Here is a 26,503-nt window from a genome sequence, read left to right as displayed (position 1 = left end):
CTGATGTCAGTGTTTATGCAACGCCAGTGAAAAAAGTTACATAAAGCATCCCGGTATCTTGATTCTGTTGGATATTCGGAATCTATTCCGCTAGGCGACCGCAAGATGGGGGCTTGTTAAAGGGATTTCAACAAATTGAGCAGGCCGTGACGGCCTGCTCAATTTGTCTGTTTGCGGCGATTCGCCATTTACCCCTTCGCCAAGCTCGCGGCCGCAGCCGGAGCCGGAGCCCGGGACGACGACCTCTCGATGAACTGCGTATCCACCATGATTTTCGAAGCCGCGACGGCCGAGCCCGATTCGATGGATTCCATGAGGCTGTCGACCGCCAAATGCGCCATGCGTTCCTTTTCCACGTGGACGGTCGTCAATTCGGGCGAGACGATCAGCGCTTCGGTGATGTTGTCGAAGCCGACGACGGAAACGTCCTCCGGCACGCGGAAACCGAGCTCGCTTAACGACTTGATCGCGCTGATGGCGATATAATCGCACTCGCAGAACAAGGCGGTGGGCAAGGAGCGTCCCTTGTCCAGGTAGGCGGAGAGCTGCTTTTTCAAGGCGTCCTGCGAGGACAGGATGGTCGGCGCGACCGCGAACTCGTTGTCCGCGCCCAGCTCCGCCCCGGCTTCCCGAAGCGCCTGCAGGAAGCCGACCCGGCGGTCGTCGAAGTTCCGGATCCGAATGTCCGAAGCGATATAGCCGATGTCCCGATGACCCAGCCTGCACAGGTGAGAACCGGCCTGGTAGCCTCCCATGACGTTGTTGATCTGGATAAACGGAATCGGAAGCGTCTCGAAACAGGTGTCCAGCACGACCAGCGGGCCGTTCAATGAATCCGCGATTTGCTCCAGCCGCTCTTTGTTCAAATTCGTGCCGAGCAGGATGACCCCGTCGCTGCGCTTCTCTTCGGCTACGGCCCGGATTCCTTCTTGGAAATTCGCCATGTCCACGGAAGTGAAGAGCAGCGAATAGCCGTGAGCCCTGCAGCGTTCCTCGATATACTGGATCAGCTCCCGGAAGAAGGGCTGTTGGTAATATTGCTCCAGCACGATGCCGGAATTGGCGAATACGAGAAACGTGATCGAACCGGCCGGCTGATCGCGCGAGGCCGTTCTCGTTTTCGGTTGGTAACCGTGTTCGGCCGCGATTTGGAGAATCCGTTCCCGGGTGTCGGGTCCGATTCCGGGTTTGCCGTTAAGCGCCAACGATACGGCCGCTTTGGAAACCCCCGCCAGCCTGGCGATGTCGTCCATCTTCAAAGTCGAATCCCTCGATCCATGGGGTTTAGTAAGTTTAGTGTACAGTTAATACGGTTTAGAAGCAAGGTTAATCCCAAACATGTTTACTAAGTTCAGAGATAAACTTAATAAAAACACCACTAAAATCGACTAAATATCGTTGACCACCCCCAATTTTAGTGTTAAATTTGGTTTGCGGCAAGTAAACGCTTAATTTTGTTAAGTAAATGTTTAGGACGAGGGAGAGGGCATCGGATGAAAAAATTGAAGTTAGGCTATGCACCCACGCGCCGTTTCGTCTTCAGCGCGGAAGACGCCTTCCGTTACAAAGTGCTGATCAAGGAAAAGATCGAGAGCTTCGGCTTGGACATCGACATCGTCGACCTGGAAGGGCTTAACCAGGAAGGACTGCTGTACGACGACCACATTAACGCCGATCAAATCGCCGGCCGTTTCCGCCAGGAGAACGTGGACGCGGTATTTTTCCCGCACTGCAACTTCGGGACGGAAGATACGGTCGCCCGCGTCGGCAAAGCGCTGGGCAAGCCGGTGCTGCTGTGGGGACCGCGGGACGAAGCGCCGCTCGAGGACGGCATGCGCCTCCGCGATACGCAGTGCGGCCTGTTCGCGACCGGCAAGGTGCTTCGGAGGTTTAACGTTCCCTTCACTTACGTCACGAACAGCCGGGTGAACGATCCCGTTTTCGAAAGAGGATTCACGAATTTCGTCGCGGCCGCGAACGTCGTCCGCCAGTTCCGCAGCCTCCGCATCCTGCAAATCGGACCCCGCCCGGCCTCCTTCTGGACGATGATGTGCAACGAAGGGGAACTGCTCGAACGGTTCGGCATCGAGATCCATCCGATCACGCTGGTGGATATCCAGCGCGCTTCCCAGCGCATCGAGAAAGGCAACAGCCCGGAGCTGGCCGAAGCGATCGATTACATCAAGGCGAAGCTGGACTGGTCGGAAGTGACCGAAGCCGACGTCCGGCGCATCGCGGCCCTCAAAGTCGCGATGAAGCAATACGCGGAAAAAACGGGCAGCACCGCGATCGCGATCCAATGCTGGTCTTCGCTCCAGGACGCCATGGGCATCATGCCTTGCTTGGCGAACGCCATCTTGACCGACGAGCAGATTCCGGTTACTTGCGAGACGGACATACACGGGGCGATCACTTCGGTCATGGTGCAGGCGGCCACGATGAACCAGCATCCGACCTTCTTCGCCGACCTGACGGTCCGCCACCCGGAGAACCCGAACGGAGAGCTGCTGTTCCATTGCGGCAACTTCCCGGTCTCCCTGACGGTCGAGGACAAACCGAAGCTCCGCAAGCACTTCCTGTTCGACGATCATTCCCCGGGTACGCACGAAGGGGAGATCAAAGGCGGCAACATGACGCTGGCCCGTTTCGACGGCGACCATGGCGAGTATCAGATGTTCCTCGGCAAAGCCCGCGGCATCCAAGGCCCTTACACCCGCGGCTCCTACGTTTGGGTCGAAGTGAACGACTGGCCGCTCTGGGAAGAGAAGCTGGTGAAAGGTCCGTACGTCCACCATTCGGTCGGCATCCATGCGAACGCGATCCCGGCCTTGTACGAAGCTTGCCAATACATTCCGGGACTGACGCCGGATCCGGTCGATCCGACCGAACAAGAAATCCGCGCTTGGCTGCGCGGCGCAGGGCTGTAAAGCGGAGGAGGGAAACGAATGGAAACGACGGCGCTGAAAGCGAAAGCCGCCCAAATCCGGATGGATCTGCTCAAGCTGATCCACGGCGCGAAGACCGGCCATACGGGAGGTTCTTTGAGCAACGCCGATATTCTGACTGCGCTATATTACAAGATCATGAAAATCGATCCGGCCCGACCCAAATGGGAAGACCGCGACCGTTTCATCGCCAGCAAAGGCCATTCGGTGGAATCGCTCTGGTGCATTCTCGCCGACCGGGGGTTCTTCCCGAAAGACGAGCTCAAAACGTACAGCCGATTCGGCAGCCGGCTGATCGGACATCCCAACAACAAAGTGCCGGGCATCGAAATGAACACGGGCGCGCTCGGCCACGGGCTGGCGATTTCCGTCGGCATGGCGCTGGCGGCGAAACGCGACAACCGCGGCTACCGCGTGTTTTGCCTGATGGGGGACGGAGAACAGGCCGAAGGCTCGGTCTGGGAGGCCGCGATGGCAGGCGCGCATTACAAGCTGGACAATCTGGTCGGCATCGTCGACCGCAACCGGCTGCAGATCAGCGGATCGACGGAGGACGTCATGGGGCTGGAGCCGCTCGAAGAGAAATGGGCGGCCTTCGGCTGGAACGTCGTCTCCATCGACGGCAACGACATGGACGCGCTCGTACGGGCGTTCGAAGCGGTGCCGTCAGCGAAGGGCAAGCCGACGCTGGTCATGGCCAATACCGTCAAAGGCAAAGGCGTGTCTTTCGCGGAGAACGTCGCGCACTGGCATCATCACGTGCCGAACGACGAGCAGCTGGAGCTCGCGCTGAAGGAACTGTCGGCGGAGCTCGAGCGTTACCAGCAGGAAGGGCAGGTGCGATAATCATGGCGAATACGATTGCGAACCGGCAGGTCATTTGCGACACGCTCTTGGAGCTGGCGAAAGACGACCGCGACATCATGGTGCTGGCCAGCGACTCCAGAGGGTCGGCGGCCATGGGCCCGTTCGCCAAAGCGTTCCCGGATCAGTTCGTGGAAGTCGGCATCGCCGAGCAGAACATCGTCGGCATTTCGGCCGGGCTGGCGCATAGCGGCAAAAAACCGTTCGTCACGTCGCCTGCCTGCTTCTTGAGCATGCGGAGCATCGAGCAAATCAAGGTCGACGTCGCTTATTCCGCGACCAACGTCAAGCTGGTCGGCATCAGCGGCGGCGTCAGCTACGGCGCGCTGGGCATGTCGCACCATTCCGTGCAGGATATCGCGGTCGCCCGCGCCATACCGGGGCTGGCCGTCATCCTTCCGGCCGACCGCCACGAGACGAAGAAGATGACGGAAGCGCTCGTCCGCCATGAAGGCGGCGTATACGTCCGCATCGGGCGGAACCCCGTCGAAGACTCGTATGAGTCGGACGATTACGAATTCGCGATCGGCAACGCGGTGACGATGCGGGAAGGCACGGATCTGACGATCATCGCCGCGGGGGAGACGGTCCGGGTCGCGCTCGACGCGGAAGCAGCGTTGAAAGAAGCGGGCGTATCCTGCCGGGTCCTCAACATGCATACGATCAAGCCGTTGGATGAAGAGGCGATCCTCAAGGCGGCGGAGGAAACCGGACATATCCTTACGGTCGAGGAGCACAGCATCCACGGGGGTCTGGGAGCCGCGGTCGCGGAGGTCGTCGTGCAGCACCGGCCGGTGCCGATGCGGATCCTGGGCATTCCGGACGAACCGGCCATCGCCGGCAAGACGTCCGAGGTATTCGAGCACTACGGCATCAGCGCTTCGAATATCAAGCAGATCGCGCTGCGGATGCTGGGGAAATAAGGTGGCGGGCATGGAAACCTTCATCCTGGCGATCGACCAAAGCACGTCGGGCACGAAAGCGCTGGTCGTCGACCGCAGCGGCCGCATTCTCGCCAGAAGCTCCGCGGAGCATCGGCAGATTTATCCGGCTCCCGGTTGGGTGGAACACGATCCCGAGGAAATTTACGAGAACGTGAAACGGACGGCCCGCCAGGCGCTGGCGCAGGCCGGGATCGGCGCAAGCCGACTCGCTGCGCTCACGATCACCAATCAGCGCGAAACGGCCGTGATGTGGGACCGGACGACCGGCAAGCCCGTCCATAACGCCATCGTCTGGCAATGCCAGCGGACGGCCGATCAATGCTCCGCCTTGCAGCAAGCGGGGCACGGTCCCGCCGTTAAGGCCGCCACCGGACTCATGCTGGATCCGTATTTCTCCGCGACGAAGTGGTGCTGGATGCTGGAGCACGCGGTAGGGGCGCAAGAACGCCTCGCGCAAGGGAAGCTGCTGGCGGGCACGATGGACAGCTGGCTGATCTGGAAACTGACCGGCGGCCAAGTCCATGCGACGGACTATACGAATGCCAGCCGCACTTCGCTGTTCAATATTTACTCGCTCGCGTGGGATGCCGAAATGTGCGGCCTCTTCGGCGTGCCGCGCAGCTTGCTGCCGGAAGTCAAATCTTCCGACGAGATATACGGATATATTTCCGATCCGGACCTGTTCCCCGAACCGGTGCCGATTTCCGGAATCATCGGAGATTCCCAAGCGGCGCTGTTCGGCCAACAATGCTGGGAGCGCGGCATGGCCAAAGCCACCTACGGCACGGGCACGTCGGTGCTCATGAATATCGGGGAGCGACCCGTCGCGGCAAACAACGGATTGGTGACCACCATCGCCTGGGGACGCGGCGGGAAGGTCACGTATGCGGTCGAGGCCATTATCCGCAGTTCCGGCGACACCGTGAAGTGGGTGAGAGACAATTTGGGCCTGTTTGAAACCTTCGAAGAAATGGACGCCATGCTTCGGAGGATACCGGACAACGAAGGCGTCTACCTGGTGCCCGCCTTCGTGGGAATGGGGGCGCCGTATTGGGATCCTTACGCCAGAGCGTCGATCACGGGCATGAACCGCTCGACCGGCCGGGAGCATATCGTCCGCGCGGCGGTGGAGAGCATCGCTTACCAGGTGCGGGACGCCGCGGAATTGATGGCCGGGGAGACCGGTATCCCGCTGATCAAGCTCAACGCGGACGGAGGCGCCACCGCGAATCCCTTGCTCATGCAGTTTCAGGCGGATATGCTCCATTTGCCGCTGCGGATATCGAAGATTGCGGAGTTATCGGCGATGGGTTCGGTCTATTTGGCCGGACTCGGAGCGGGCTACTGGACGTCTTTGGATGAGATAACCGCGCTGGAAGTCGAAGCCTATCATTATGCACCCGCAATGGAGGCGGAAGCCCGCGACAAAAACTACGAGGGTTGGAAACGGGCAGTACGCGCGGTCGTCGGCCGCGTTCACGCCGTGTAAGGACAATTTCCCTAGAGGAGAGGAGAAAATCCATGGTCTATTCGAATCAAAGCAGACTAGGCGAACTATTGCTCAATCAACCGGCGCGTGACGTGCTGAGGAAGCATTTTCCGAGCATTTTGGACCAGCCCTACTTGCTCTCCTTCTTGAAGACGAATACACTAGAGGAATTCGTAAACGGGATGAGACGCTCGATCGACTTGCCGGACCATGCGGTCCAGCGGATCGTAGACGAGCTTGCCTCCGTTCCGGTACCGACCGGCCCGGTCGACAGGTTGCCGTCTCCTCCTTCGGATACGTACGAATCCGCGGATACCGCCATAGGCTCCGCCGCGGTTCAAGCGGCGGCGACCGCATCGAAATGGGGAGTCTATGAAGTATCGCTGAGCGGCCCGACCCATGGCAATCCGTTCGTTGACGTAGAACTCCATGCCGATTTCCGCTGCGGCGAACGAAGCATTCGTCAAAGAGGCTTCTATGACGGCGATGGCCAGTATAAAATCCGATTCATGCCGGATGCGGAAGGAGAATGGTCTTTCCGCACCGCAAGCAACGCGAGATCGCTCGATTCCATTGAGGGACGGTTCCAATGCGGTCCGGCCAAGCCGGCTGACCATGGTCCTGTCCGCGTGAACCATACGTTCCATTTCGCCTACGAGGATGGAACGGCTTACCTGCCGATCGGAACGACTTGCTACGCGTGGACGCATCAATCGGGCGAGCTGGAGGAGCAGACGCTTCGTTCGCTGCGGGAATCTCCTTTCAATAAGGTGCGCATGTGCGTGTTTCCGAAAGCCTATCTCTACAATCTGGATGAACCGCCGCGGTATCCGTTCGAAGGCTCGCTCGAGACGGGGTGGGATTTCGAAAGATTCAACCCTTCCTTCTTCCGGCACCTGGAGCGTAGAATCGCGCAGCTCGGCGAGCTTGGGATCGAGGCTGACCTGATCCTGTTCCATCCGTACGACATCTGGGACTTCAGCGAGATGCCGAAATCCGCCGACGATCGGTACTTGAAGTACGTGACGGCGCGTCTCGCGGCTTACGCCAACGTGTGGTGGTCGCTCGCCAACGAATTCGATCTGATGTGGGCGAAGACGGAGGAGGATTGGGAGCGCTTCGCCTCCATCGTGGCGGAGAATGATCCGTACGGACACCTCATGTCCATTCACAATTGCAGGACGTTCTACGATTATGGGAAACCATGGGTGACCCATTGCAGCATTCAGCGCATCGACGTCTACAAGACGGCTGAAGCGACGAACGAATGGCGCGAGCAGTGGGGAAAGCCCATCGTCATCGACGAGTGCGCGTATGAAGGGGACATCGATCAGGGCTGGGGCAACATTACCGGCGAAGAAATGACCCGCCGTTTCTGGGAAGGCGCGATCCGGGGCGGCTACGCGGGGCATGGCGAAACCTATCTGAATCCGGAAGAGGTACTATGGTGGTCCAAGGGCGGCAAGTTGACGGGAACGAGTCCGGAGCGGATCGCCTTCCTGCGAAGGATCATGGAAGAGAGCCCCGGAGGCGTGCTCGAGCCGCTGCCCTCCGACTGGGATTTGCCGTGCGCGGGCAAGAGCGACGAATATTATCTGTATTATTTCGGCTTCAACCGGCCCCGTTTCCGGACGTTCCGTCACAAAATCGGCATCCGGTATCGGGTCGAGGTGATCGATACCTGGAACATGACGATCGAGACGCTGCCGGACCCGTATGAAGGATCGTTCCGGATTGAGCTGCCCGCTCGGCCGTTCATAGCCGTACGGCTTACGAAATGGACGTCATGATCACCCGAGTCCGAGGAGGATGAATGCCATGTTGAACCATCCGTTCGATATTCCCGAGAGCAAAAAAATCCGCCTGATCATCAACACGGACGCCAAGAACGAAGCGGATGACCAATTCGCGATCGTTCACGCGCTGCTCACCCCAAGATTTATCGTCAAAGGGATCATCGCTGCCCACTTCGGGGAACGCAGGACGACGGCATCGATGCAGGAAAGCTATGACGAAGTCGCCAAATTGCTGGAACTGATGAATTTGACGCAGGAAGTGCCGATCTTCAAAGGCGCGGAAAAGGCGATGCCGGATGAACGGACTCCGGCGATGTCCGAAGGTGCCGAGCTCATCATCCGCGAAGCGCTCTCGGACGATCCGAAGCCGCTCTACGTCATCTTCCTCGGCCCGATCACGGACTTGGCCGCCGCTTACTTGCAAGAGCCTTCGATCGCCGGCCGATTGACCGCGGTATGGATTGGAGGAGGCGCGTGGCCGAACGGCGAACAAGAATTCAATTTAAGCAACGATATCGACGCGGCCAACGTCATTTTCCGTTCGGAGATTCCGCTGTGGGTCATTCCGCGGAACGTCTACTCGACGATCCGGGTCGGCATCGCGGAGCTTGCCGTCAGGGTGAAGCCTTGCGGGCCAGTCGGCGCATACCTCTATCGGCAATTGGTCGACTTCAATCTTCGGATGGGCGGGAATGGGCCATGGCCCAAAGGCGAAATGTGGAGCCTGGGCGATTCTCCGGCGGTCAGCGTGCTGCTGGATGAACACGAATACGGGTACGAAATGAAGCCTGCGCCGCGAATTACGAAGGACATGCGGTACGTGCACGACCAGAAAGAGCGCCTGGTCCGATGGTATCATTTCATCGATCCGCGCTTCACGCTGGAAGACATGTACGCCAAGCTTCAGCTTCATTACGGCTCATAGATCCGAACGGACCGCATTCGGCCGTCCGGCGATCGGCGAATTCCCAATCATCTGAGGTTTCGGTGATTGGGAATTTAGCTATAGCAGCATAGAAAAAGAGGGGGCGACCCGCATGAGAGGGAAGAGCGGACGGTACCGAACGAAGCTGCTCGTCCTGTTCATTCTGCTGAGCTGCGTACCGGCGCTGCTCATCGGAACGACGGCTTACCGGAAATCGTCGGACATGTTCCATGCCCAGACGGAGCAAGACTTGAGCGTGATCCTGGACCAGATGACGACTTCCGTCGAACGCCAGATCAACGATTTCGACCGGTTTACGATGCTTCCGTACTATATGCCCGGCATCTTCCAGTTTCTGAATCAGCCGCCCGTATCGAAAGAAAATTGGGGCTCGGCGGAGATCGTCGCGCAACGGACGATGGCTCGGCTCATGAGCGCCTACCCGTCGATCAATTCTTCGATTAAAGGCTTGACGGTATACGGCATGAACGGGTCGATCAATGGCTATCGAATCAGCGGCAACGAAACGATCAATCCGGATGCGGACGTGAAAGCAGAATCGTGGTATCGCCAAGTGCTGGAACGCAAAGGCGGATTCGTCATTACCGGCGTGCAGGAAATCACGCAATTCAAGGGCGCGCCTTTTCCCGCCATTATCGGTTCCCGGCTGCTGATGGACGACGATTATCGCCCGCTCGCCGTGATCGCCATGTTCATTTCCCCCGAATTCATTCCGAAAATCGTCCGTTCGCTGGAGCTGCCGGGCGTTCAGGTCACGGTGCTCGACCGGAACGGCATGCTTGTCTACGCTTCCGACGACCGTGTCGCCGACAGCGTGCTCGCCGCCCCTAAGGCGGAGAAAAAAGGAACGTGGGAAATGAAAGCGCTGCCAGGCGGAGGCCCGGCATACCTCGGCGTTTTCAAGACGAGCGAATATTTGGGCTGGAAAGTGTACATGGGAATTAACCGCGACGAAATGCTGCAGGGCAGCCGATCCATCCGGGAGTTCACCCTGGCGATCGTCGTTGCCGTCAGCTTCGCGGCCGCGGTCGTCTCTTGGCTGCTGGCCAGAAGCCTGTCGAAGCCGATTCATCGCTTGATCCGCTCCATGCGCGACGTCGAGAAAGGACAGTTCCAGGTCCCGTTCACCTTCGAACGGGTAGACGAAATCGGATTATTGGAAAGAAGCTACGGGAAGATGGTGCACCGGCTGGACGAGTTGATCCAATCCATCGAGGAGAAGGAGCGGCAGAAGCGCCATGCCGAATTGTACGCGCTGCGCGCGCGGATTCAGCCGCATTTTCTGTACAATACGCTGAACTCCATTCGCATGCTGGCCATTCTGCAGCAATCCGCCCAAATCGCGAAGCTGCTTCAATCGCTCAGCAAGCTGCTGCAAGCGAATATGAGGCTGGAGGACGATCTCGTTCCGCTGGCGAAAGAAATCGGGTTGCTCAAAGATTACGCGGCGCTCATGGATTTGCGATATACGAACGTGTTCGACATCGAGTGGCGAATCGACCCTTCGGTGCAGCAAGCGGCCGTTCCGCCCATGCTGCTGCAGCCGCTGTTGGAAAACGCCATTTTCCACGGCGGGAAAGGCTTGGAACGCAAATTGCGAATCATCGTCGCGGCCGTTCGGACAGACGAGAATCGTTTGCTCGTCATCGAAGTGGCGGACGATGGGGCGGGTTTCCATCCGGGAACGGAGCTTGAGTCGCTTGAGGATCGAGAGCGGAAGCCGTCGCACATCGGACTGCGCAACGTACGGGACAGAATCCGGCTCCGTTTCGGCGAAGATTACGGACTGCAGGCCGCAAGGCGCGGGGACTGGACTTGCGTGACGCTCCGCATGCCGCTCAAGGGGATCGAAGGGGAGGAGGATGGCGATGTGGAACTTGCTAGCGGTTGAGGACGAGCCGATCGTCCGGGTAGGGCTTCGTTTCATGGTGGACTGGGAACGGTACGGCGTCGTCTGGAAAGCAGAGGCGAACGGAGCCGAGGAAGCGCTGCGGATCCTCAGCCGCGAAGACATTCATATCGTGCTCACGGATATTCGCATGCCGGGAATGGACGGTTTGGAATTGGCCAAACGGATTAAAGCGCACAATCCCGGAGTGCAAGTGATCTTTGTCAGCAGTTATGACGAATTTCAATACGCGAAGGAAGCCATCCGAATCGGAGCGGTCGATTATTTGCACAAAGCGACCATGGACGAAGAAGAAATCGCCGGGGCGTTGGGCAAAGCGGTCGATATGCTGAGACAGACGGCGGAGGCGAAGCAGCAGATGACGCAGGAACAAAGAAACGAATATTTGCTGTCGCTGCTGGATGCCTGCACGTACCCGGAAAGTCCGTTGCTCCCGGAGCTGCGGGACGAGACGTACGCCTCCGGGTTTCGGCTCGTCGTGTTCCGCAAGCGTGACGATGCGGTGTTGCACGACGGCGAATCGGAGCAGCTGCGTTTTCTTTCGACCCAATATTTCATTGACGAATACGTATCGAAAGACTGGGGCGGGATCGTGTTTCAACGTCAACTGAGGGAAGTGATCTGGATCTCGCCTCTGACGCCCCGCAGCGGAGACGTTCCTTCCGACTTTACCCGCTATCTGGATCAATTGCGGCATAAAGTGCTGGAGCTGCTTAGCGTGGCGCTGCTGTATTCGTCGAGTCCGTCCTACGCGGACATGGAACAGCTGCCTGAAGCCTATTTGCAGGCTTTGCTGCGGAGCCCGCTTTATGAGCAGTGCGATCATCCGATCGTGCGGCAGGCGAAAGCGTATGTCGATCTCCATTTGGTCGAAGACATCTCGCTCGCCAAGGTCGCGCAGGCGATTCACGTCAGTCCCGGACATTTGAGCCGCGTGTTCTACCGGGAGGTCGGAGAAAATTTCAGCGAATATATCATCCGCAACAAGATGGAGCTCGCCCAGAAACGGCTGCGCGAGACGAACCGCAAAGTATACGAGATCGCGGCGGATATCGGCTATGCGAATCCGCATTATTTCAGCAAGCTGTTCAAGGAGCGCACGGGCGTCACGCCTCTAGAGTACCGAAGTCGGTAAATGACCCGGCCTGATCATCAAAACGTACGAAATGTCATCATTCTTCCATCGGCGGAGCCGACCGCGCGCTTCCTCCATCCTCAACTCCGCACGAAAACGAACAAAACCGCAAAACGGGCTTCTACTTCGCCGAAATCCGGTCCGTTACAATGATTGACGTGGGGCGCAGCAACGGATCCATCCGGGCTCCGCGATCAAAATACGAGATGAGGCAGGGGGAACGGAACATGAAGAAGTGGATGTGCGCTTTGGTCAGCGTGCTGCTCGCGGCTCTGCTGTTGTCGGCATGCGGATCGTCAAGCAACAACAGTAACGGCGGCACCAATACCGGCAAGCAATCCAGTCAGCCGGCCGCGGGCGAGAAAGTCAAGTTGTCCATATGGGTGCTGAATGCCAACTGGGATTGGGTTGAAAAAGCGGTTGAAGATTACCGAGCGGTCGACCCGAATCTTGAAGTGGAAGTGACGCATTACGAGACCGATCCGATCAAGGAAGCGCTCAAGGTGGCGGCGAGCTCCAGAACGTTGCCGGATATGTGGTTCACTTGGGGGGGATCGCTCGGATCTTTCTACCCCGAGAACGGGCTGACGCTGGACTTGACGCAAGTCGCGCAAGATCACAAGTGGTCGGAAATTTACAACAAAGCCGCCCTCGATATGGCCACCTACGACGGCAAAGTAGCGGGCATCCCGATTCATTTGAACGTGCTGGGCATGTGGTATCCGAAAAGCGTGTTCGAACAAGCGAAGTTGGCGCCGCCGAAGACGTTCGCCGAATTCGAAGCTTCGCTCGAAACGTTGAAGCAGAGCGGCGTCGTACCGCTGGCGTTCGGCAGCAAAGGCGGGTGGCACACGATGCGGCTTACCGAACAGCTGTTGGAACACTTCGCCGGTCCCGAGCTGCATGACAAATTGAGCAATTTGGAAGCATCCTGGAACGATCCCGCCGTCGTGAAAACATTCGAAAAACTGAGCGAATACACGGATAAAGGGTATTTCCCGAAAGGCTACTCTTCCCTGGACCCGGCAGAGGCCGACAATCTGATTTACCAGAAGCAGGCAGGCATGGTGAGCGAAGGTACGTGGTTCGACGGCACGATTTCCAGCGAAGGATTCGACAATACGGAATTCGACGTGTTTAAGTTCCCGACCGATCAAAAGCCGGAGAGAGCGACCGTATTCTCCGAGATGTTCCAGTTGAATGCCGAATTGCAAGGCGCAAAGAAAGACGCGGCCATCAAGTTCGGCGAATATTTGACGAGCGCCGAAGTCATGAACAAGTATCCCGGCAGATCGCCTGCCGTTTTGAACGCGAATATGCCGCCGGAGATGCCGCACCTCAAGACGCTGCTCGACCATGCGAACGACGGCGGGTTCCTCATTACGGACCAGGCGTTGCCGCAGGAAGTCGTACAGAAGCTGTTCGAAGCGCAAGACAAAGTCGCGTTCAAGGAATGGACGCCGCAGCAAGCCGCGGAAGAAATGGAGAAAGCGGCGGCCGCCTACAAAGCGAAAAGCAAGTAGATCTTGCCGGAAGCCGTACACGGGGAACCGGACGCTGAAGACCGTTGGAGCGATCAAGCGATTGGTCGCTCCAACCTGTTGGAAAGGAGAAACCGCGTGACGTTGAGGAACTTGAAGCCCTGGCTGTTTCTGTCTCCCGCGCTGCTCGTCTATTTGACGGTCATCTTCGTTCCGGCGGTCTATACTTCGTATTTGAGCCTGTTCCGCTGGAACGGCGTGACGCCGGACAAACAGTTCGTCGGCCTGCGAAACTTCATCGACTTGTTCATGGTCGACAACGTGTTCGTAAAAGCGCTGAAGAACAATTTGCTATGGATGGTCGGTTCGCTCGTCTTCATCATGGGGTTCGGACTGCTGCTCGCCATGCTGTTGAACCGGAAAATGAAAGGGCGTACCGCATTCCGCGGCATTTTCTATTTCCCTTACGTGCTGTCGGGCATCGTGGTCGCCTCGGGCTGGGCGTGGATGTACAACCCGACGCAAGGTTTCATAAATAAGCTGCTGGAAACGATCGGCCTGGAATCTTGGACCCATGCCTGGCTGGCGGAACCGAAGACCGCGCTGTATGCGGTGTTCGTTGCGGCATTATGGCAAGGGGTCGGACAGCCGATGGTGCTCTTCTTGGCCGGACTGCAGACGATCCCGCAGGAGCCGTACGAAGCGGCCATCATCGACGGCGCCAAGCGTCGTCAGACGTTCCGTTACATTACGCTGCCGCTGCTGCGGGAAACGTTCCTTATCGTCGTCGCCACGACGATGATCGGCTCGATGAAAGTATACGACATCATCTACGGCATGACGGGCGGCGGTCCTGCGGAAAGCACGCAGGTGCTGGCCTCGTGGATGTACTACCAGACGTTCCGCTTCGCCAACATCGGCACCGGTTCGGCCATCTCGCTGACGCTCGTCCTGATTACGCTCGTCGTGATCATTCCGTATGTCTATTACACCACGAAAAAATCACACGTATAAGTTGCAATGGAGGCGAAACTGCGATGGAAGAAATGCGGCTGCACCCGGCGCTGAACGCGGCCAGGTATACGTTCCTGATCCTACTGGCCGCTTTATTCGTCATCCCGATCGTGTTCGTCGCCTTCACGGCGCTCAAAACGAGGGCGGATCTGGCGTCCCATCCGTTTTATTACTTTCCCGAGAAAATCCAATGGGGCAACTTCCTGAAAGCCTGGCAGCAAGGGAAAATGAGCTTGTACATGAAGAACACGGCGTTCATCTGCTTAGTGAAGGTGCCGCTCGGCATTCTCATCGAAGCACTGGCCGCATTCGCGCTGACGCGGCTCAAGTTCAAATGGAGCAACGGGATGTTCGCCTTTTTCCTGGTCGGCATGATGGTGCCGATGCAGGCGACGCTCGTTCCTTTGAACATCTTCCTGCACAAGACGAACTTGGTCAACACGTATCCCGGACTTTTTTTCATCTACGTCGGATTCGGCATCCCGTTCGGCATCCTGATTTTGCGCGGGTTTTTCCGCACGATTCCGAAGGAGCTCGATGAAGCCGCGCTGATCGACGGCTGCGGCGACTTCGGCAAGTTCTTCCGGATCATCGTTCCGCTCGCGCTGCCGGCCATCGCCACGCTTGTCATTTTCGACTTCATGGCGACCTGGAACGAATTTTTGCTCGCGCAGATCTTCATCACGGACGACAAGATGAAGCTCATTACGACGGGCCTCATGTCGTTCCGCGGCGAACGCGCGACCGATTATCCGCTGCTCAACGCCGGCGTGCTCATCTCCATCGTGCCGACGCTCGTCGTTTATCTGCTGTTCCAGAAGTATTTCGTATCGGGCCTGGCCGGCTCGGTGAAAGGCTGACGTCGGAGTTTATTCGGCGTCGGCTTTTTTTTTTGCTTGCGGATTGGAAAATTTCTCCGGCGGCTCTCGCGTTTTCGCGTGAGATAATGGAACGGAACTTCATAACCTGCAGATAGATGGGGGCCGCAGCATGAGACTGGAACAATACGAGTTTACCGGAACGTTGAAAGGAAAAATCACGGAAGCCGAACGGAAATGGAGCGAATGGTGCGACCGGATGAATCTCATATACGGAGAACCGGCTGCCGCCAGTAACGTGGACGTCAAGTTCCGGATGTCGCGGGAAGGCCACGATTCGTATTCTCCCTATTACCGCTCCGAGGTAACGCTAACGGTCTCGCGCAACGAGACGGTATTGGACTCGCGCCGAATCGTCATTTGGGAGTGTCAGCGCTTCTTTCTGGGCATGCCCACGAAATGGAACTTTCCGGGCGCGAAAACGGCAGGGTATTTCATGGATCCATCCTATGAGAACGCGGCGATAGAGCTGGAAGAGCATATCGTAGATTTCCTGAATCGCGCCTGAGAAAGGAGGCCGCCGGCGAATGAAAATCGTGGAGACCCCGATCGCCGTTACGTTGGAACAGCCGGATGACAGCCGGTACAACGTGCTATTGAACGAGTATTTCGCGGCTTCCGAACGGGACGGCCGCGCTTCCTCCATCGAGGAAAAGAAAAAGATGATGGCCATTAAAGAAGAGATGGCATCGTTGTGCAACCGGAATCCGCGCAAACGGGACGCGCTGGCCGATATCGTCTCGCGGATTCGGGAGCGGAGGGAAAAGGCCGTATTGATCACGAAATCGAACGNACCGGAATCCGCGCAAACGGGACGCGCTGGCCGATATCGTCTCGCGGATTCGGGAGCGGAGGGAAAAGGCCGTATTGATCACGAAATCGAACGTCGTCGCCTCGGACCTGGCAGCGTTCCTCGAAGAGCGTTTCGGCTCGCGGACGGTCCTCAACATCACGAATCAAGACTCCGTGCACGACGTGATTGAAATCCTGGAGAAGTTCGGCAAAAGGCCGGAATCGACCGTGCTGGTCTTGACGGATTCCGCGAACGCGGGACTGGACGTGACGGCGGCGAACCATTTGATCCATTACGATTATCCGCTTAAATCCACGGACATGACGGGGCGGAATAACCGGATTTCCAGACAGACCTCGGGGCATCCGGAAGCCGTCATCTATTACCTGATGACGGCCGGACGGATCGACGAGTTCGAATTCGCCTGCTCGGAACCGAAGAATCGCGCCGTCAACCGAAATTCCGCGCCTTACGGGAGCTGAATGACGACTCTATAATGGAATCATCGAATCTTCGACCGAGGAGGACAAGACGATGATTGCCAGGCTCAGCAACGATCGGGTGAAAGGTTTCTTGAGGGCGGAAGGACGATCCCTCGTGAACGGAGACGGCGAAGAAATCGTGCTCTGCGGCTGGGGACTCGGAAACTGGCTCCTTCCGGAAGGGTACATGTGGAAAAGCGACGGCAGCGCCCGCTTCGATCGGCCGCGGCGGATCGAGGCGGTCATCCGGGAACTGACGGGGTCCGCGTACACCGAACGATTTTGGGAGCGGTTCCGGTCCGATTACGTCACCCGGGAGGACATTCGCCGGATGGCGGAGCAAGGGTACAATTCCGTGCGCATCCCGTTCAACTGGCGCATCCTGATGGAGGACGAGCCGGGCATCGTCTGGAAGGAAGAGGGCTTCCGCCGGATCGACCGATGCTTGGATTGGTGCGAGGAGTTCCGCCTCTATGCCTTCCTTGATCTGCATGGAGCGCCCGGCGGCCAGACGGGCCATAACATCGACGATTCCGTCGACGACGTGCCGAGGCTGTTCACGGACGAAGACAGCTGGAACAAAGGGATCGCCTTGTGGAGAAAGCTGGCCGAACGCTATAAGGACCGCTGGATCGTCGGCGGGTACGATCTGCTCAACGAACCGATCCGGCCCCCGTTCGCCGGGGAAAAGGGCTTCGACCATCTGGTGCCCCGGCTTGTCCGATTCTATGAAGAGGCGATCGCGGCGATTCGGGAAATCGACGGGAAGCACCTGCTGTCGATCGAAGGACATCATTGGGCGACGAAAACGGATATTTTCCATCGGAAATACGACGGCAACATGGTGATCCATTTTCATCGTTATGCTTGTTTGCCGGAGATCGCGTCCTTGAAGGAATTCATCGAGCTGTCCGAGCGATGGAACGTTCCGTTGTGGCTGGGCGAGACGGGGGAAAACGTGCCGGAATGGTATGCGGCGTTCTACCCGCTGTCGCTGCAATTGAACATCGGGATCAATCTATGGCCATGGAAAAAAATGGACGGAGCCAATTCTCCTTACTCCATTCGGCCGCCCGAAGGCTGGAATGAAATCATCGCGTACGCGAAAGGCGGTCCCCATCCGGGTTTCGGACGAGCCAGGGCCGTTTTCGACGAATACCTGCATAACGTCAAGGTCGAAAACTGCGCGTACAACCCGGAAGTCACCCATTCCGTGTTCCGCACGCCGGGATGCTCCGTCCGCGCGACCGACTTCGATGAGCTGCCGGGCAAAGGCGTATCCTTCAGCGGCAGGCGGGAAGAAGGAAATCCGTTCGGTTATCGGGCGTTGACCGGCATGCGGATCGTCGAGGACGTTCCGCTGGAGTCGCTGGACAAACGGTTCTTCTTCGACGTTTTATGGGACCGGTTCGTACTGGAATTAGAAGCCGGCGAGTTCGCCGTGTACGCCGTCAACGGCACGACGGAGGACAGCGGCGTTTCGTTCGTCTACGGCTGTGAGTCGCCCGTATCCGTGTCGGTGTTTCAGGATGAACGCAAGATGGCGGAGCTCGAATTGCCGCCGGGCGGCAAACGGACGTCTCCCGCGATCGCGCTTGCTGGGGCCGGGGAGTCCAAGGTCAAAATCGCGGTCAACGAAGGAATCTTGCGACTGGAGAAAATCGCGTTCGGCAGACTTCAGGGAAAATAAGGTTTTACGCGAGGCCCTTATGCCCAGAGGGGAGAATGATATAATGAGGCTAGCAGGATTCTTCCCGAGGTCTAAAGGTGGGGCCGTCAAGCATGCAAACATCGGACATTCAGGAAATGTTCAAGTTCCTATCGGAGAAATCCCAAAACATCATTTCGTCCTTTTCGGCCGACGGCGTGTTCACCTATGTCTCTCCGACGGTGACCGCATTGCTCGGATATCGGCCGGAAGAGGTCATCGGGAAACCGGCGACGGCATTCAACCATCCGGACGACAATATGCTGTTGGGCAAATTCCGCGACTCCGCCGTGACCGATCAGGGCACGCTGCGGTTTACCGGCCGCGTTCGGCATAAGAACGGCGAGTACCGTTGGTACGAAACGACCGTCGAATATATTCGCGATCCATACGGGGACATCGTCCAGAAGATCGGCGTCGGGCGCGACATCACCGACCGCAAAATCGCGGAAGAGACCATCTCGCACCTGGCCTACCACGATGCCTTGACCGGTTTGCCCAACCGCCGGTCGTTCGGAAGCCGCGCAGATCGGCATTTAGAAGAATCCGGCGCGCGTCACGGCCTGATGCTGCTTGATTTGGACGGATTCAAATCCGTTAACGATACGTACGGCCATCAAGTCGGGGACTTGCTTCTGGCCGAAGCGGCGAATCGGTTGAAGCGAACGGTCGAAGACAAGGGCTTTGCGGCTCGGTGGGGCGGAGACGAATTCACCGTTTTCCGAGCCGCCGTCGAAAACCGGGCGGAGTTGGATTCGTTAGCCGCACGGATTCGGGACGCGATCTCCGAACCTTATCGGGTTGCGGGCCAAACGCTGCGCGTGACCGCATGTATCGGGGTTTCCCTGTTCCCCGAAGACGGGGAATCGTTGGAGGCGCTCATCCGGAATGCCGATGCGGGGATGTACCGGGCCAAAAACGAAACGAAAAACCGGCTCTGACTTTCCGGATCCGCGAAACGATCATGCCATGCCTCGGCTTTGTCCGAAGCATGGCATTTTTTCCGTTCGCCGTTGCCGTCCCTTACGGAAACAGGCGGTGCCCTCTTTCCGCGATAAACCCGAGCGCGGAATTCAGCGCTTCCTCCCGCAAACCGAACGTTTTCCCCATCATGTCCATCCATTCCCGTTTCGCCGTGAATTCATGAACCGCGACGTGGCGTTCGGATTTGACGAACAACTTCCGATTGATGACGGAACAGGCAGCGTCCGGTCGGAATAACGTCGCGACGATCCGGCGCATGAACGGATTCTCCTCTTCATCCCGTAACGAATGCGTAATATCCGCTTCAAAATCCCGCAGCGCGACCGGCTTCCATTCGATGGATTTGGTGACGATGCTTTGCCCGTTCGCTCTCCGGTCGATCATGAACCGATCGTTATCCAGCCGGAGGATCTCGATTTCTTCCCCGAACCGCGAGAACCGGGGCTGTTCTTCGAGATCCAGCGGATCGAACAGCGGGGCTCCATAACCTACGTCGACGTAGTACGACCGGCCTTCGACGGTCACTTTATTGGCCAGGTGGACGTTGCCGTTGGTCGCTCTTACCGTTTCCGCTTGGAACCCGAGGGACCGGAGCAGTTGTCCGAAATGGGCGTTCAGGATGTAACAATTGCCGCCGAAGCCCATGCGCTCGAAGTTTTCCAAGAACGTTTCCACGGACGGAAACCACTGAAAACCCGTCTTCCCATGATTCGCGTAATAATGGAACTTGCTCGCGTTCTCGAAAGGGAACCGATGCAGGTGCCTTCTGATCAAGAATCGCAAATAATCCAGAGACGGTTCTTGCGGCGCCGCCTGCAGGAACGACAAATACTGACGCTGAGTCGCGCGATCCATGGCGATCCCCTCAAGGTTTAACGATCATCAGGGTTAAGAGAACGATGCCCAAAACGCCCGACCAGAGATGGAGATTCCGCGTTCGCGCGTACAAGCCGATCATCTCCGGGTTCGGCGGCTCGGCCGCCGTTGCCCGGCTTTCGCCCAGGAGCTTCAGAAGCTTCGCCGCCGCCGGATTCAGGAACCCGATGACGAGAATTTCGATCGCGGCATAGACCATAAGCGAACCGATAATCCACACTTGCATAAACGGCCCGTAAGATCCCCAGAAGAACAATCCCAGTCCCGAGAGAACCGCGAGCGTCCCGAAGATCTTCGGGAACGTTTCCAGGTACGAGACCTGTTGCAAATTCCGTTTCATCTCTGGGGCCGTGGAAGCGCTCCGGAGCATGAACGGGAACGCGAATGCCGGTCCCAAACCCAGCACCGCGGACAAGACGTGAATCGCAACCAACCAAACCATAGGGAACACCGCTTTCGTGAGAGTTTTGTTTCCTCTCTCATCATAGCGGCCGGCGGAATCGCCTTGTATCGGTGAAAATACGTATTTATTCCCGCGGTTCCGGCTCGTCCGCGAAAAGATTTTTTTCCAGCACGTATCGGGTCAGCGCGGCGCGGGAAGGCACGTTCAGTTTTTGAAAGATCCGTTCCAGATGCGTAGTGACCGTTCGCGGGCTGATGAACAATCGTTTGGCGATTTCCGCATTGCTAAGCCCTTCGGCCACCTGCAAGGCCACTTGGCGTTCCCTTGCGCTAAGCATGGAAGGGAAGGGGGCGGCTTCCTTGCCCCACTGCAGCTTGGCGCGTTCCACGGCTTGCCGGAACAGCGTTTCCCGTTCTTCCTCGGGCACGGCCGAACTTTGCAGCAGCGCTTCGCCGATGCTCGCGGCGAGAATCGTGAAGTAGCGGTCTTCAAAGGCAGGGACGGAATCGGCCGGGCCCTGCAAGTCTTCGCAGCAGAGGATCCCGACCCATGACCCGCTTACGAAGACGGGAAGTCCCAAGTAGTGGGAAGGAGTGGCCTCCGTTACGGGAAATCCGGCGGACCGGTTTTCTTCCGCCCGTCGCCGGGCATCGGGTTCCATCGAATGAAAATACCGCAGCAACGAGCGGATGTTATTCAGGCGGATGACGCGCCGTTCTTTCAGAACCAATCGGGCCAATCGCTCCATGTAACCGAATACCGACGAATCGACTCCGGCGCCCGGAATCCCGCGGGAAGCCTGCAGTTTTACGTGTTGGCCGTTCTCTACGGGAATCCAATAGGAGAGCTGCTTCCATTGGTGCGCGGCGGCCAGAGCATTCAGAAAATCCCCGTACGTCTCCGGATTGTGCTTCAGATGCAGGGCTTCTTCGGCGCATTGGCGGATATTCAGGATTTCGAACACCAATACGCCCCGCAGCTCGGCGGGCAGCCGGACGCCCGCGATCCAAGAAACGGTCAGGAGATCGTCCCTGACCCGTTCGAACAGGGGACCTTCGTTTTCGGTTTGGAGATAACGAACGGAAATTTCCCAATGGATCAGACTCTGCGGGTGGATCATTTTCAGCAGGGCCAACGGACACTCCATCAAATTCCGGTAGGTTTTGTTTAAAAGTTGGTCGGCAACGGCGACATGGCTGCTTCCGACGTGCCAAACCCGGGTCAGATTGGCGACATTGGGGACCCCTTGCGCCGAACCGGTGACGATGGCGGAAGGAAACACGCCTTCGAAGATCGGCAGGAGATCTTCCGGAGGGATCATCGGTCTCCCCCTTCCCACAGCGGGAAACCGGCATTCGGCCCGGGCGTCTGCACGTAAACGGTTTGAACCCGCAAGCCGACGGCCAGACAGTCCGAAGCGTTCACGCGTACGATCGGCGCCAGCGCGGGCGTATGCAAGGCGACCCATCGGTGTCGTTCCGCCAGCAGGGAAGCGTCTTCTTTCGATAGAGACCGGACATCCGCGAATCGCCCTTTCAACTGATAGGATTCGTTATCCACTCCCGAGGTGAGAAGCGCGGATAGAATCCCTAACGGTCGACCGTATTCTTTCAATCTTAACCCCTGATTCTTCAGTATATAGACCCAAAGCCGCTCCGTCCCGGCGTCCAGCTCGAATCCGTACCCCCTGCACAGGAAAGGGACTTCGTTCGGCATGGCTGCCGCCAAATGGATAAAGATCGGAACGTGCCGTTGCGTAAAGTCGATCAGTTCTTGCGGCGGTTTCCGCATGGCGGGTTTCGATTTCCTCCTGTCTGACTCCATTAGACGCGATCTGAGTGAACAGACTCATGCATGGCGGATCCGCCTGGCGGAGATCGCCAAGCCGAGCAGGCAGACGCCCATGGCGGTCCAGAATACGAGATGCAGCGCGCTTAAAGCCGCCGGACCGCCCGCGGACGCGCCGGCGTCGACACCCAAATGCCGCAGGCGGCTGGAATAGATCGAGACGGACAGCGAGATGCCGAGCACCATGCCGACGTTCCGCACGAGCGCGTTCAGCCCGCCCGCGGTTCCCAGCTTCGGTCTCGGCACGGCGCCCATGACGCTGGAGTTGTTGGGGGATTGGAACAAGCCGCCCCCGAGCCCGAACAGCGACAGATGCAGTCCCACGACCCAGGAAGGCTCATGAGCCGAGAGCGCGTTCAGCAAGCCGAAGCCCAGCGCGTTGACCGCGAGGCCCGCCGTCGTGAGCAGATTCGGTCCGATCCGGTCGGACAGCCAGCCGGACAGCGGCGCGACGACCGCCATCGTGAGCGGATAGATCATCATCGTATAGCCGGTCTGCTCCGTCGAATAGCCGAGGACGTTTTCCATGTAGAACGGCATCATGACGTTGGAGAAAAACAGCGCCATGAACGACAGCAGCGCCGCGGCGTTGCCGATCGCGAATGCGCGGATGCGGTAAAGGCCGAGGTCGAGCATCGGATTCGAAACGCGTTGTTCCCAGACGTAAAAAACGGCCAATACGGCGATCGACGCGGCGAACGCCCCCCAGGTGGCGGGCGACGCCCAACCCCAGTCCTGGGCGTTGGATAACGTATAGAGTAGCGAGAACATGCCCGCGATGAACAGGACGGAGCCGGCATAGTCGAACCGTTCCCGCTTCGGCAGGCCGGAGGGGCGCGGCAGCAAGTAGAGCCCGGCGATGAACCCGATGATGCCGATCGGCACGTTGATCCAGAAGATCGAGGGCCAGCCGAGCCAACCGACGAGAATCCCGCCGATGCCGGGACCCGTCAGCGAGCCGAGCGACACCATCGTGCCGGTGATGCCCATCGCGCGCCCGCGCCCGCCCTGGGAGAATACTTCCGCAACGATCGCCTGGCTGTTCGACATCAGACACGAGGCGCCGATGGCTTGAACGACGCGGGAAGCGACCAGCATCGGGAACGTATGCGACAGTCCGCACAAAGCCGAGCCCAGCGCGAACAAGAGGAAGCCGTAATTGTAAATCCGGCTGCGTCCCCACAAATCCGCCAGCTTGCCCATAATGGGCAAGGTAGCGCAGATGGTAAGCAGGTAGGAGGTCAATACCCACTGCACGACGTGAATCGGCGTATTCAGCTGCTCGGAGATGGTAGGCAAGGCCACGTTGGCGATGCTGCCGTCCAGGGTGGACATGAAAGTTCCGACCGAAACGTTGGCCAGGATCAGCCAGCGATTCGGCGTTCGGGAGGAGTTTCCGAGGGAATCGGGATTCCGTTCTGCAGTCGCGTTGTCCAAGGGTGAAGCTCCTTTTGCGTTTCGGTTTCGGATCATGATGAATTCGTCCCATTATACCATGAAAGGCCGTTTCCCCCGCAAAACGCTCGTCCGGCCTTCTGCGGGCTGCAGGAGCGACGGCTTTTCTTTTTCGCGTTAACACCGGGTATAATGGTAAAGATGATCCTTCGGAGGAGGCGGACTTATGACGGACGCGAACAAAGTGACGATCAAAGTGAACGACAACGGATCTCTCCGCGTGACGGGCGATGTCGTGCTCGTGGACGCGGAAGGCAACCCGTTCGAGCACAAGGAATCGTTCTCGCTGTGCCGGTGCGGGGCATCGGGCAACAAGCCGTTTTGCGACGGAACGCACAAGTCGATCGGTTTCGAAAGCGCTCCGAGAGCGAAGAAAGACTAAGAAAGCCCATGGAAAACGGCAACCCGGTCTCGCCTCGAGACCGGGTTGCCGGCATGCATGATGAACATCTACGAACTGCGGTCCGCGGCCCGATCCATCTCCGCGCATAGGAGCAGGAAAGCGCCGGCGCCGTGCAGATCGTTCTCGCTCGTCGGACGCGCGATATAGTGGGCGTAATCCCCGATGCCCGTGCCGATGCAGATCCGGCCGATGACCACATGCCCGTTCTCGTCGAACGTCAACGTGTCGATGACGCCTTGATATCCTTTCCAGGCATAGGGCAGGTACCGGGCGTCCAGATAGCCCATTCGCACGGCTTTGGCGATCGCATACGCGTACAAGGAACTGCAGGAATTCTCCAACCAGTTGTCCGGCCGGTCGCCTTTATCGACGACTTGATACCATAAGCCGGTGACGGCATCCTGGTATTTCGTCAAGGCGACGAGCAAATCTTGAAGGATGCGGACCAGCTTGGGCTTATCCAGGTGATCCTCGGGCAAGTATTCGAACATATCCAGCACAGCGACGGCGTACCAGCCGATCGCGCGGCCCCAGAACTCCGGCGCCCGACCGGTGACGGGGTCGGCCCACGGGGCTGCTTTCGTTTCGTCCCATCCGTGGTACAGCAAGCCGGTCTTGGGATCATGGGTATGCTCCGCCATCAAGAGCGCCTGGAAGGTCATCAGATCGAAATATTCGCTCGCGCCGAACGTCTTGGCGTATTGGACGGCGATGGGACCCGCCATGTACAGGCCGTCCAGCCACATTTGATTCGGGTACCGTTCTTTGTGCCAGAAGCCGCCCGACGGATTTTTTTTCCATGCCTTCAATAAGGGGACAAGCGTATGCAACGCTTTCGCATACCGTTCGTCTTCCGTTTGCTCATACAGATTGAACAGCAGGATGCCGGGCTGGATATCGTCCAGTTCGTCGGCATGATACTTCCGGATGCTGCCGTCTTCGAGAACCTGGCTGTCCACCCAACGTTTGATATAGTCCAAATACGCTTGCTTTCCGGTCGCCTGCCAGCATTTCTCCATTCCCGACAGGAAAACCCCTTGATGATAGTGAAACCGGTCCGGCGGAAGGTTTTCCGGCTCGAATTTGGCCATGAGCGCCTCGCAGGCTTTTTCCGCCCATTCCATCGGAGCAAACTCCTTCTGCAACATCAACGATCGTTCCCCCTTCTGCATATCTTCAAGCCTATCTTAGCACCGGAAAATGTGCGTTTTTTGCGAGTTTGGCGGAATTCTTCTTATATTTTGCTGAGAGAGGGCGTGTCGTGAGCTATAATAGAGACATCAAAAGGCACGGAAGGCGGGGCTTGGGTGGTGGAAGACCTGCAGTACGAGAACGAGGAAGGGACATTGGTCGTTTCCCATCGGAAAGCGCGGAGTCATCATATGCCGGCGAATCATTTCCACGGCTCGTTCGAAATTTTCTATTTGATGTCCGGCAAGAGGGAGTTTTTCATCCAGGACCGCACCCTGACGATCGCGGAGGGGGACATCGTCATCATTTCCCCGAACGTGCTGCACCGGACCACGAATGCGGACATCCCCGAATACGAACGGCTGGTCGTGAACGTGCACGAGCGCGTGATGGCTTCGGCGAACCGCGCTTACCGGGACATGCTGCGGCCGCTGTTCGAGAAGGAGTACCGCATCGTCCGCTGTTCCCTGCAAGACCGGCTGGCGATCGAGGAATTGGCGCGCGGCATCATACGGGAGCTGAAAGAGCGGAAGCCCGGATTCGAGATGTACGTCCAGGCATCGGTTCTTCAGTTATCGATCGCGTGCTGCCGGCAGCTTAATCCTGACGATCCGGAACCGCTGCTGGCGTCGCCAAGCCCGATGCACGAAAGAATGTCCGAGGTGGCCCGGTATATCAACCAACATTACGCGTCGGACCTCTCGCTTCATCGGCTGGCGGAGAGGTTTTACGTCAGCCCCTATTATTTAAGCCGGTTTTTTAAGGAAGCGACGGGGTTTACGTTCGTGGAATATCTGAACAGCGTTCGGATCAAGGAAGCGAAGAAGCTGCTCGAGTCTTCCAACCTGAAGGTGGGCCTGATCGCCAAAAAAGCGGGATTCGGCAGCGTGACGCATTTCGGCCGGGTGTTCAAGGCCGTCACCGGTCACGCGCCGCTCTATTATCGCAAAGGAAAATAG

24 protein-coding genes are annotated in these 26,503 nt (G+C 58.0%); 17 read left to right on the top strand and 7 right to left on the bottom strand.

Annotated features, from left to right (window positions below):
• Nucleotides 1–188: 188 nt before the first annotated feature.
• A complete protein-coding gene (locus tag PTZ19_RS02985; RefSeq protein WP_276352270.1) occupies nucleotides 189–1,259 on the bottom strand; it encodes a LacI family DNA-binding transcriptional regulator in 1,071 nt (356 codons plus the stop codon).
• A gap of 234 nt (nucleotides 1,260–1,493) precedes the next feature.
• Between PTZ19_RS02985 and PTZ19_RS02980 the strand changes: the two genes are divergently transcribed.
• The 15 genes from PTZ19_RS02980 (at nucleotide 1,494) to PTZ19_RS02910 (ending at nucleotide 19,325) form a co-directional block, all read left to right on the top strand.
• Nucleotides 1,494–2,927, top strand: coding sequence for an L-fucose/L-arabinose isomerase family protein (locus PTZ19_RS02980; protein WP_276352269.1), 1,434 nt, complete (start codon nucleotides 1,494–1,496; stop codon nucleotides 2,925–2,927).
• 18 nt (nucleotides 2,928–2,945) lie between these two features.
• Entirely contained in the window at nucleotides 2,946–3,791 is an 846-nt protein-coding gene (locus PTZ19_RS02975; RefSeq protein ID WP_276352268.1) for a transketolase, read from the top strand.
• 2 nt (nucleotides 3,792–3,793) lie between these two features.
• Complete coding sequence (locus PTZ19_RS02970; protein WP_276352267.1) at nucleotides 3,794–4,732, top strand: transketolase family protein; 939 nt, start codon at nucleotides 3,794–3,796, stop codon at nucleotides 4,730–4,732.
• A gap of 10 nt (nucleotides 4,733–4,742) precedes the next feature.
• Nucleotides 4,743–6,242 carry a glycerol kinase GlpK gene (glpK, locus tag PTZ19_RS02965; RefSeq protein ID WP_276352266.1) on the top strand — a complete coding sequence of 500 codons (1,500 nt, stop codon included), beginning with the start codon at nucleotides 4,743–4,745 and terminating at the stop codon, nucleotides 6,240–6,242.
• Between the two features lie 32 nt (nucleotides 6,243–6,274).
• Complete coding sequence (locus PTZ19_RS02960) at nucleotides 6,275–8,032, top strand: DUF5605 domain-containing protein (protein WP_276352265.1); 1,758 nt, start codon at nucleotides 6,275–6,277, stop codon at nucleotides 8,030–8,032.
• A 28-nt stretch (nucleotides 8,033–8,060) separates the two neighbouring features.
• On the top strand, nucleotides 8,061–8,963 hold the full coding sequence (locus PTZ19_RS02955) for a nucleoside hydrolase (RefSeq protein ID WP_276352264.1): 903 nt from the start codon (nucleotides 8,061–8,063) through the stop codon (nucleotides 8,961–8,963).
• Between the two features lie 112 nt (nucleotides 8,964–9,075).
• The gene (locus PTZ19_RS02950) at nucleotides 9,076–10,875 is read left to right on the top strand and encodes a cache domain-containing sensor histidine kinase (protein ID WP_276352263.1); all 1,800 of its coding nucleotides are present in this window, start codon (nucleotides 9,076–9,078) and stop codon (nucleotides 10,873–10,875) included.
• A complete protein-coding gene (locus tag PTZ19_RS02945) occupies nucleotides 10,853–12,028 on the top strand; it encodes a response regulator (RefSeq protein WP_276352262.1) in 1,176 nt (391 codons plus the stop codon). Before PTZ19_RS02950 ends, PTZ19_RS02945 begins: the two co-directional genes overlap by 23 nt.
• 227 nt (nucleotides 12,029–12,255) lie before the next feature.
• Nucleotides 12,256–13,551 carry an ABC transporter substrate-binding protein gene (locus PTZ19_RS02940; protein ID WP_276352261.1) on the top strand — a complete coding sequence of 432 codons (1,296 nt, stop codon included), beginning with the start codon at nucleotides 12,256–12,258 and terminating at the stop codon, nucleotides 13,549–13,551.
• 96 nt (nucleotides 13,552–13,647) lie between these two features.
• Nucleotides 13,648–14,523, top strand: a complete 876-nt coding sequence (locus PTZ19_RS02935; protein ID WP_276352260.1) for a carbohydrate ABC transporter permease — start codon at nucleotides 13,648–13,650, stop codon at nucleotides 14,521–14,523.
• Nucleotides 14,524–14,546: 23 nt separating this feature from the next.
• Nucleotides 14,547–15,383, top strand: a complete 837-nt coding sequence (locus PTZ19_RS02930; protein WP_276352259.1) for a carbohydrate ABC transporter permease — start codon at nucleotides 14,547–14,549, stop codon at nucleotides 15,381–15,383.
• A 130-nt stretch (nucleotides 15,384–15,513) separates the two neighbouring features.
• Nucleotides 15,514–15,909 (top strand): hypothetical protein, encoded by a 396-nt coding sequence (locus PTZ19_RS02925; protein ID WP_276352258.1) that lies wholly within the window; start codon nucleotides 15,514–15,516, stop codon nucleotides 15,907–15,909.
• Nucleotides 15,910–16,268: 359 nt separating this feature from the next.
• Nucleotides 16,269–16,676, top strand: a complete 408-nt coding sequence (locus PTZ19_RS02920; RefSeq protein WP_422614957.1) for a helicase-related protein — start codon at nucleotides 16,269–16,271, stop codon at nucleotides 16,674–16,676.
• A 52-nt stretch (nucleotides 16,677–16,728) separates the two neighbouring features.
• Nucleotides 16,729–18,366, top strand: coding sequence for a glycoside hydrolase family 5 protein (locus PTZ19_RS02915; protein WP_276352257.1), 1,638 nt, complete (start codon nucleotides 16,729–16,731; stop codon nucleotides 18,364–18,366).
• A gap of 92 nt (nucleotides 18,367–18,458) precedes the next feature.
• A complete protein-coding gene (locus PTZ19_RS02910) occupies nucleotides 18,459–19,325 on the top strand; it encodes a sensor domain-containing diguanylate cyclase (RefSeq protein ID WP_276352256.1) in 867 nt (288 codons plus the stop codon).
• Nucleotides 19,326–19,407: 82 nt separating this feature from the next.
• On the opposite strand, the gene PTZ19_RS02905 is transcribed toward PTZ19_RS02910, so the two are convergent.
• The 5 genes from PTZ19_RS02905 to PTZ19_RS02885 all read right to left on the bottom strand — a co-directional run bounded on the left by PTZ19_RS02905 (nucleotide 19,408) and on the right by PTZ19_RS02885 (nucleotide 23,932).
• Nucleotides 19,408–20,223, bottom strand: a complete 816-nt coding sequence (locus PTZ19_RS02905; RefSeq protein ID WP_276352255.1) for an arylamine N-acetyltransferase — start codon at nucleotides 20,221–20,223, stop codon at nucleotides 19,408–19,410.
• 10 nt (nucleotides 20,224–20,233) lie between these two features.
• Nucleotides 20,234–20,686 (bottom strand): DUF2269 family protein, encoded by a 453-nt coding sequence (locus PTZ19_RS02900; RefSeq protein WP_276352254.1) that lies wholly within the window; start codon nucleotides 20,684–20,686, stop codon nucleotides 20,234–20,236.
• Nucleotides 20,687–20,771: 85 nt separating this feature from the next.
• Nucleotides 20,772–21,968, bottom strand: a complete 1,197-nt coding sequence (locus PTZ19_RS02895) for a response regulator transcription factor (RefSeq protein ID WP_276352253.1) — start codon at nucleotides 21,966–21,968, stop codon at nucleotides 20,772–20,774.
• Nucleotides 21,965–22,438, bottom strand: coding sequence for a hypothetical protein (locus tag PTZ19_RS02890; protein ID WP_276352252.1), 474 nt, complete (start codon nucleotides 22,436–22,438; stop codon nucleotides 21,965–21,967). The genes PTZ19_RS02895 and PTZ19_RS02890 overlap by 4 nt, the downstream gene beginning before the upstream one ends.
• 57 nt (nucleotides 22,439–22,495) lie before the next feature.
• Nucleotides 22,496–23,932 (bottom strand): MFS transporter, encoded by a 1,437-nt coding sequence (locus tag PTZ19_RS02885; RefSeq protein WP_276352251.1) that lies wholly within the window; start codon nucleotides 23,930–23,932, stop codon nucleotides 22,496–22,498.
• Between the two features lie 184 nt (nucleotides 23,933–24,116).
• Here PTZ19_RS02885 and PTZ19_RS02880 point away from each other — a divergent pair, with 184 nt between their 5' ends.
• On the top strand, nucleotides 24,117–24,332 hold the full coding sequence (locus PTZ19_RS02880) for a CDGSH iron-sulfur domain-containing protein (protein ID WP_276352250.1): 216 nt from the start codon (nucleotides 24,117–24,119) through the stop codon (nucleotides 24,330–24,332).
• A 68-nt stretch (nucleotides 24,333–24,400) separates the two neighbouring features.
• Here the strand turns inward: PTZ19_RS02880 and PTZ19_RS02875 are convergent, their stop codons facing one another.
• Nucleotides 24,401–25,477 carry a glycoside hydrolase family 88/105 protein gene (locus tag PTZ19_RS02875; RefSeq protein ID WP_276352249.1) on the bottom strand — a complete coding sequence of 359 codons (1,077 nt, stop codon included), beginning with the start codon at nucleotides 25,475–25,477 and terminating at the stop codon, nucleotides 24,401–24,403.
• A 183-nt stretch (nucleotides 25,478–25,660) separates the two neighbouring features.
• Here PTZ19_RS02875 and PTZ19_RS02870 point away from each other — a divergent pair, with 183 nt between their 5' ends.
• Nucleotides 25,661–26,503 carry a helix-turn-helix domain-containing protein gene (locus PTZ19_RS02870; protein ID WP_339329284.1) on the top strand — a complete coding sequence of 281 codons (843 nt, stop codon included), beginning with the start codon at nucleotides 25,661–25,663 and terminating at the stop codon, nucleotides 26,501–26,503.

The sequence above is a fragment of the Cohnella caldifontis genome (assembly GCF_029360585.1).
In the GTDB taxonomy this organism is placed as follows: domain Bacteria; phylum Bacillota; class Bacilli; order Paenibacillales; family Paenibacillaceae; genus Cohnella; species Cohnella caldifontis.
Note: the sequence above shows the minus strand (reverse complement) of the source record. Positions and strands in the feature narration are given on the sequence as shown.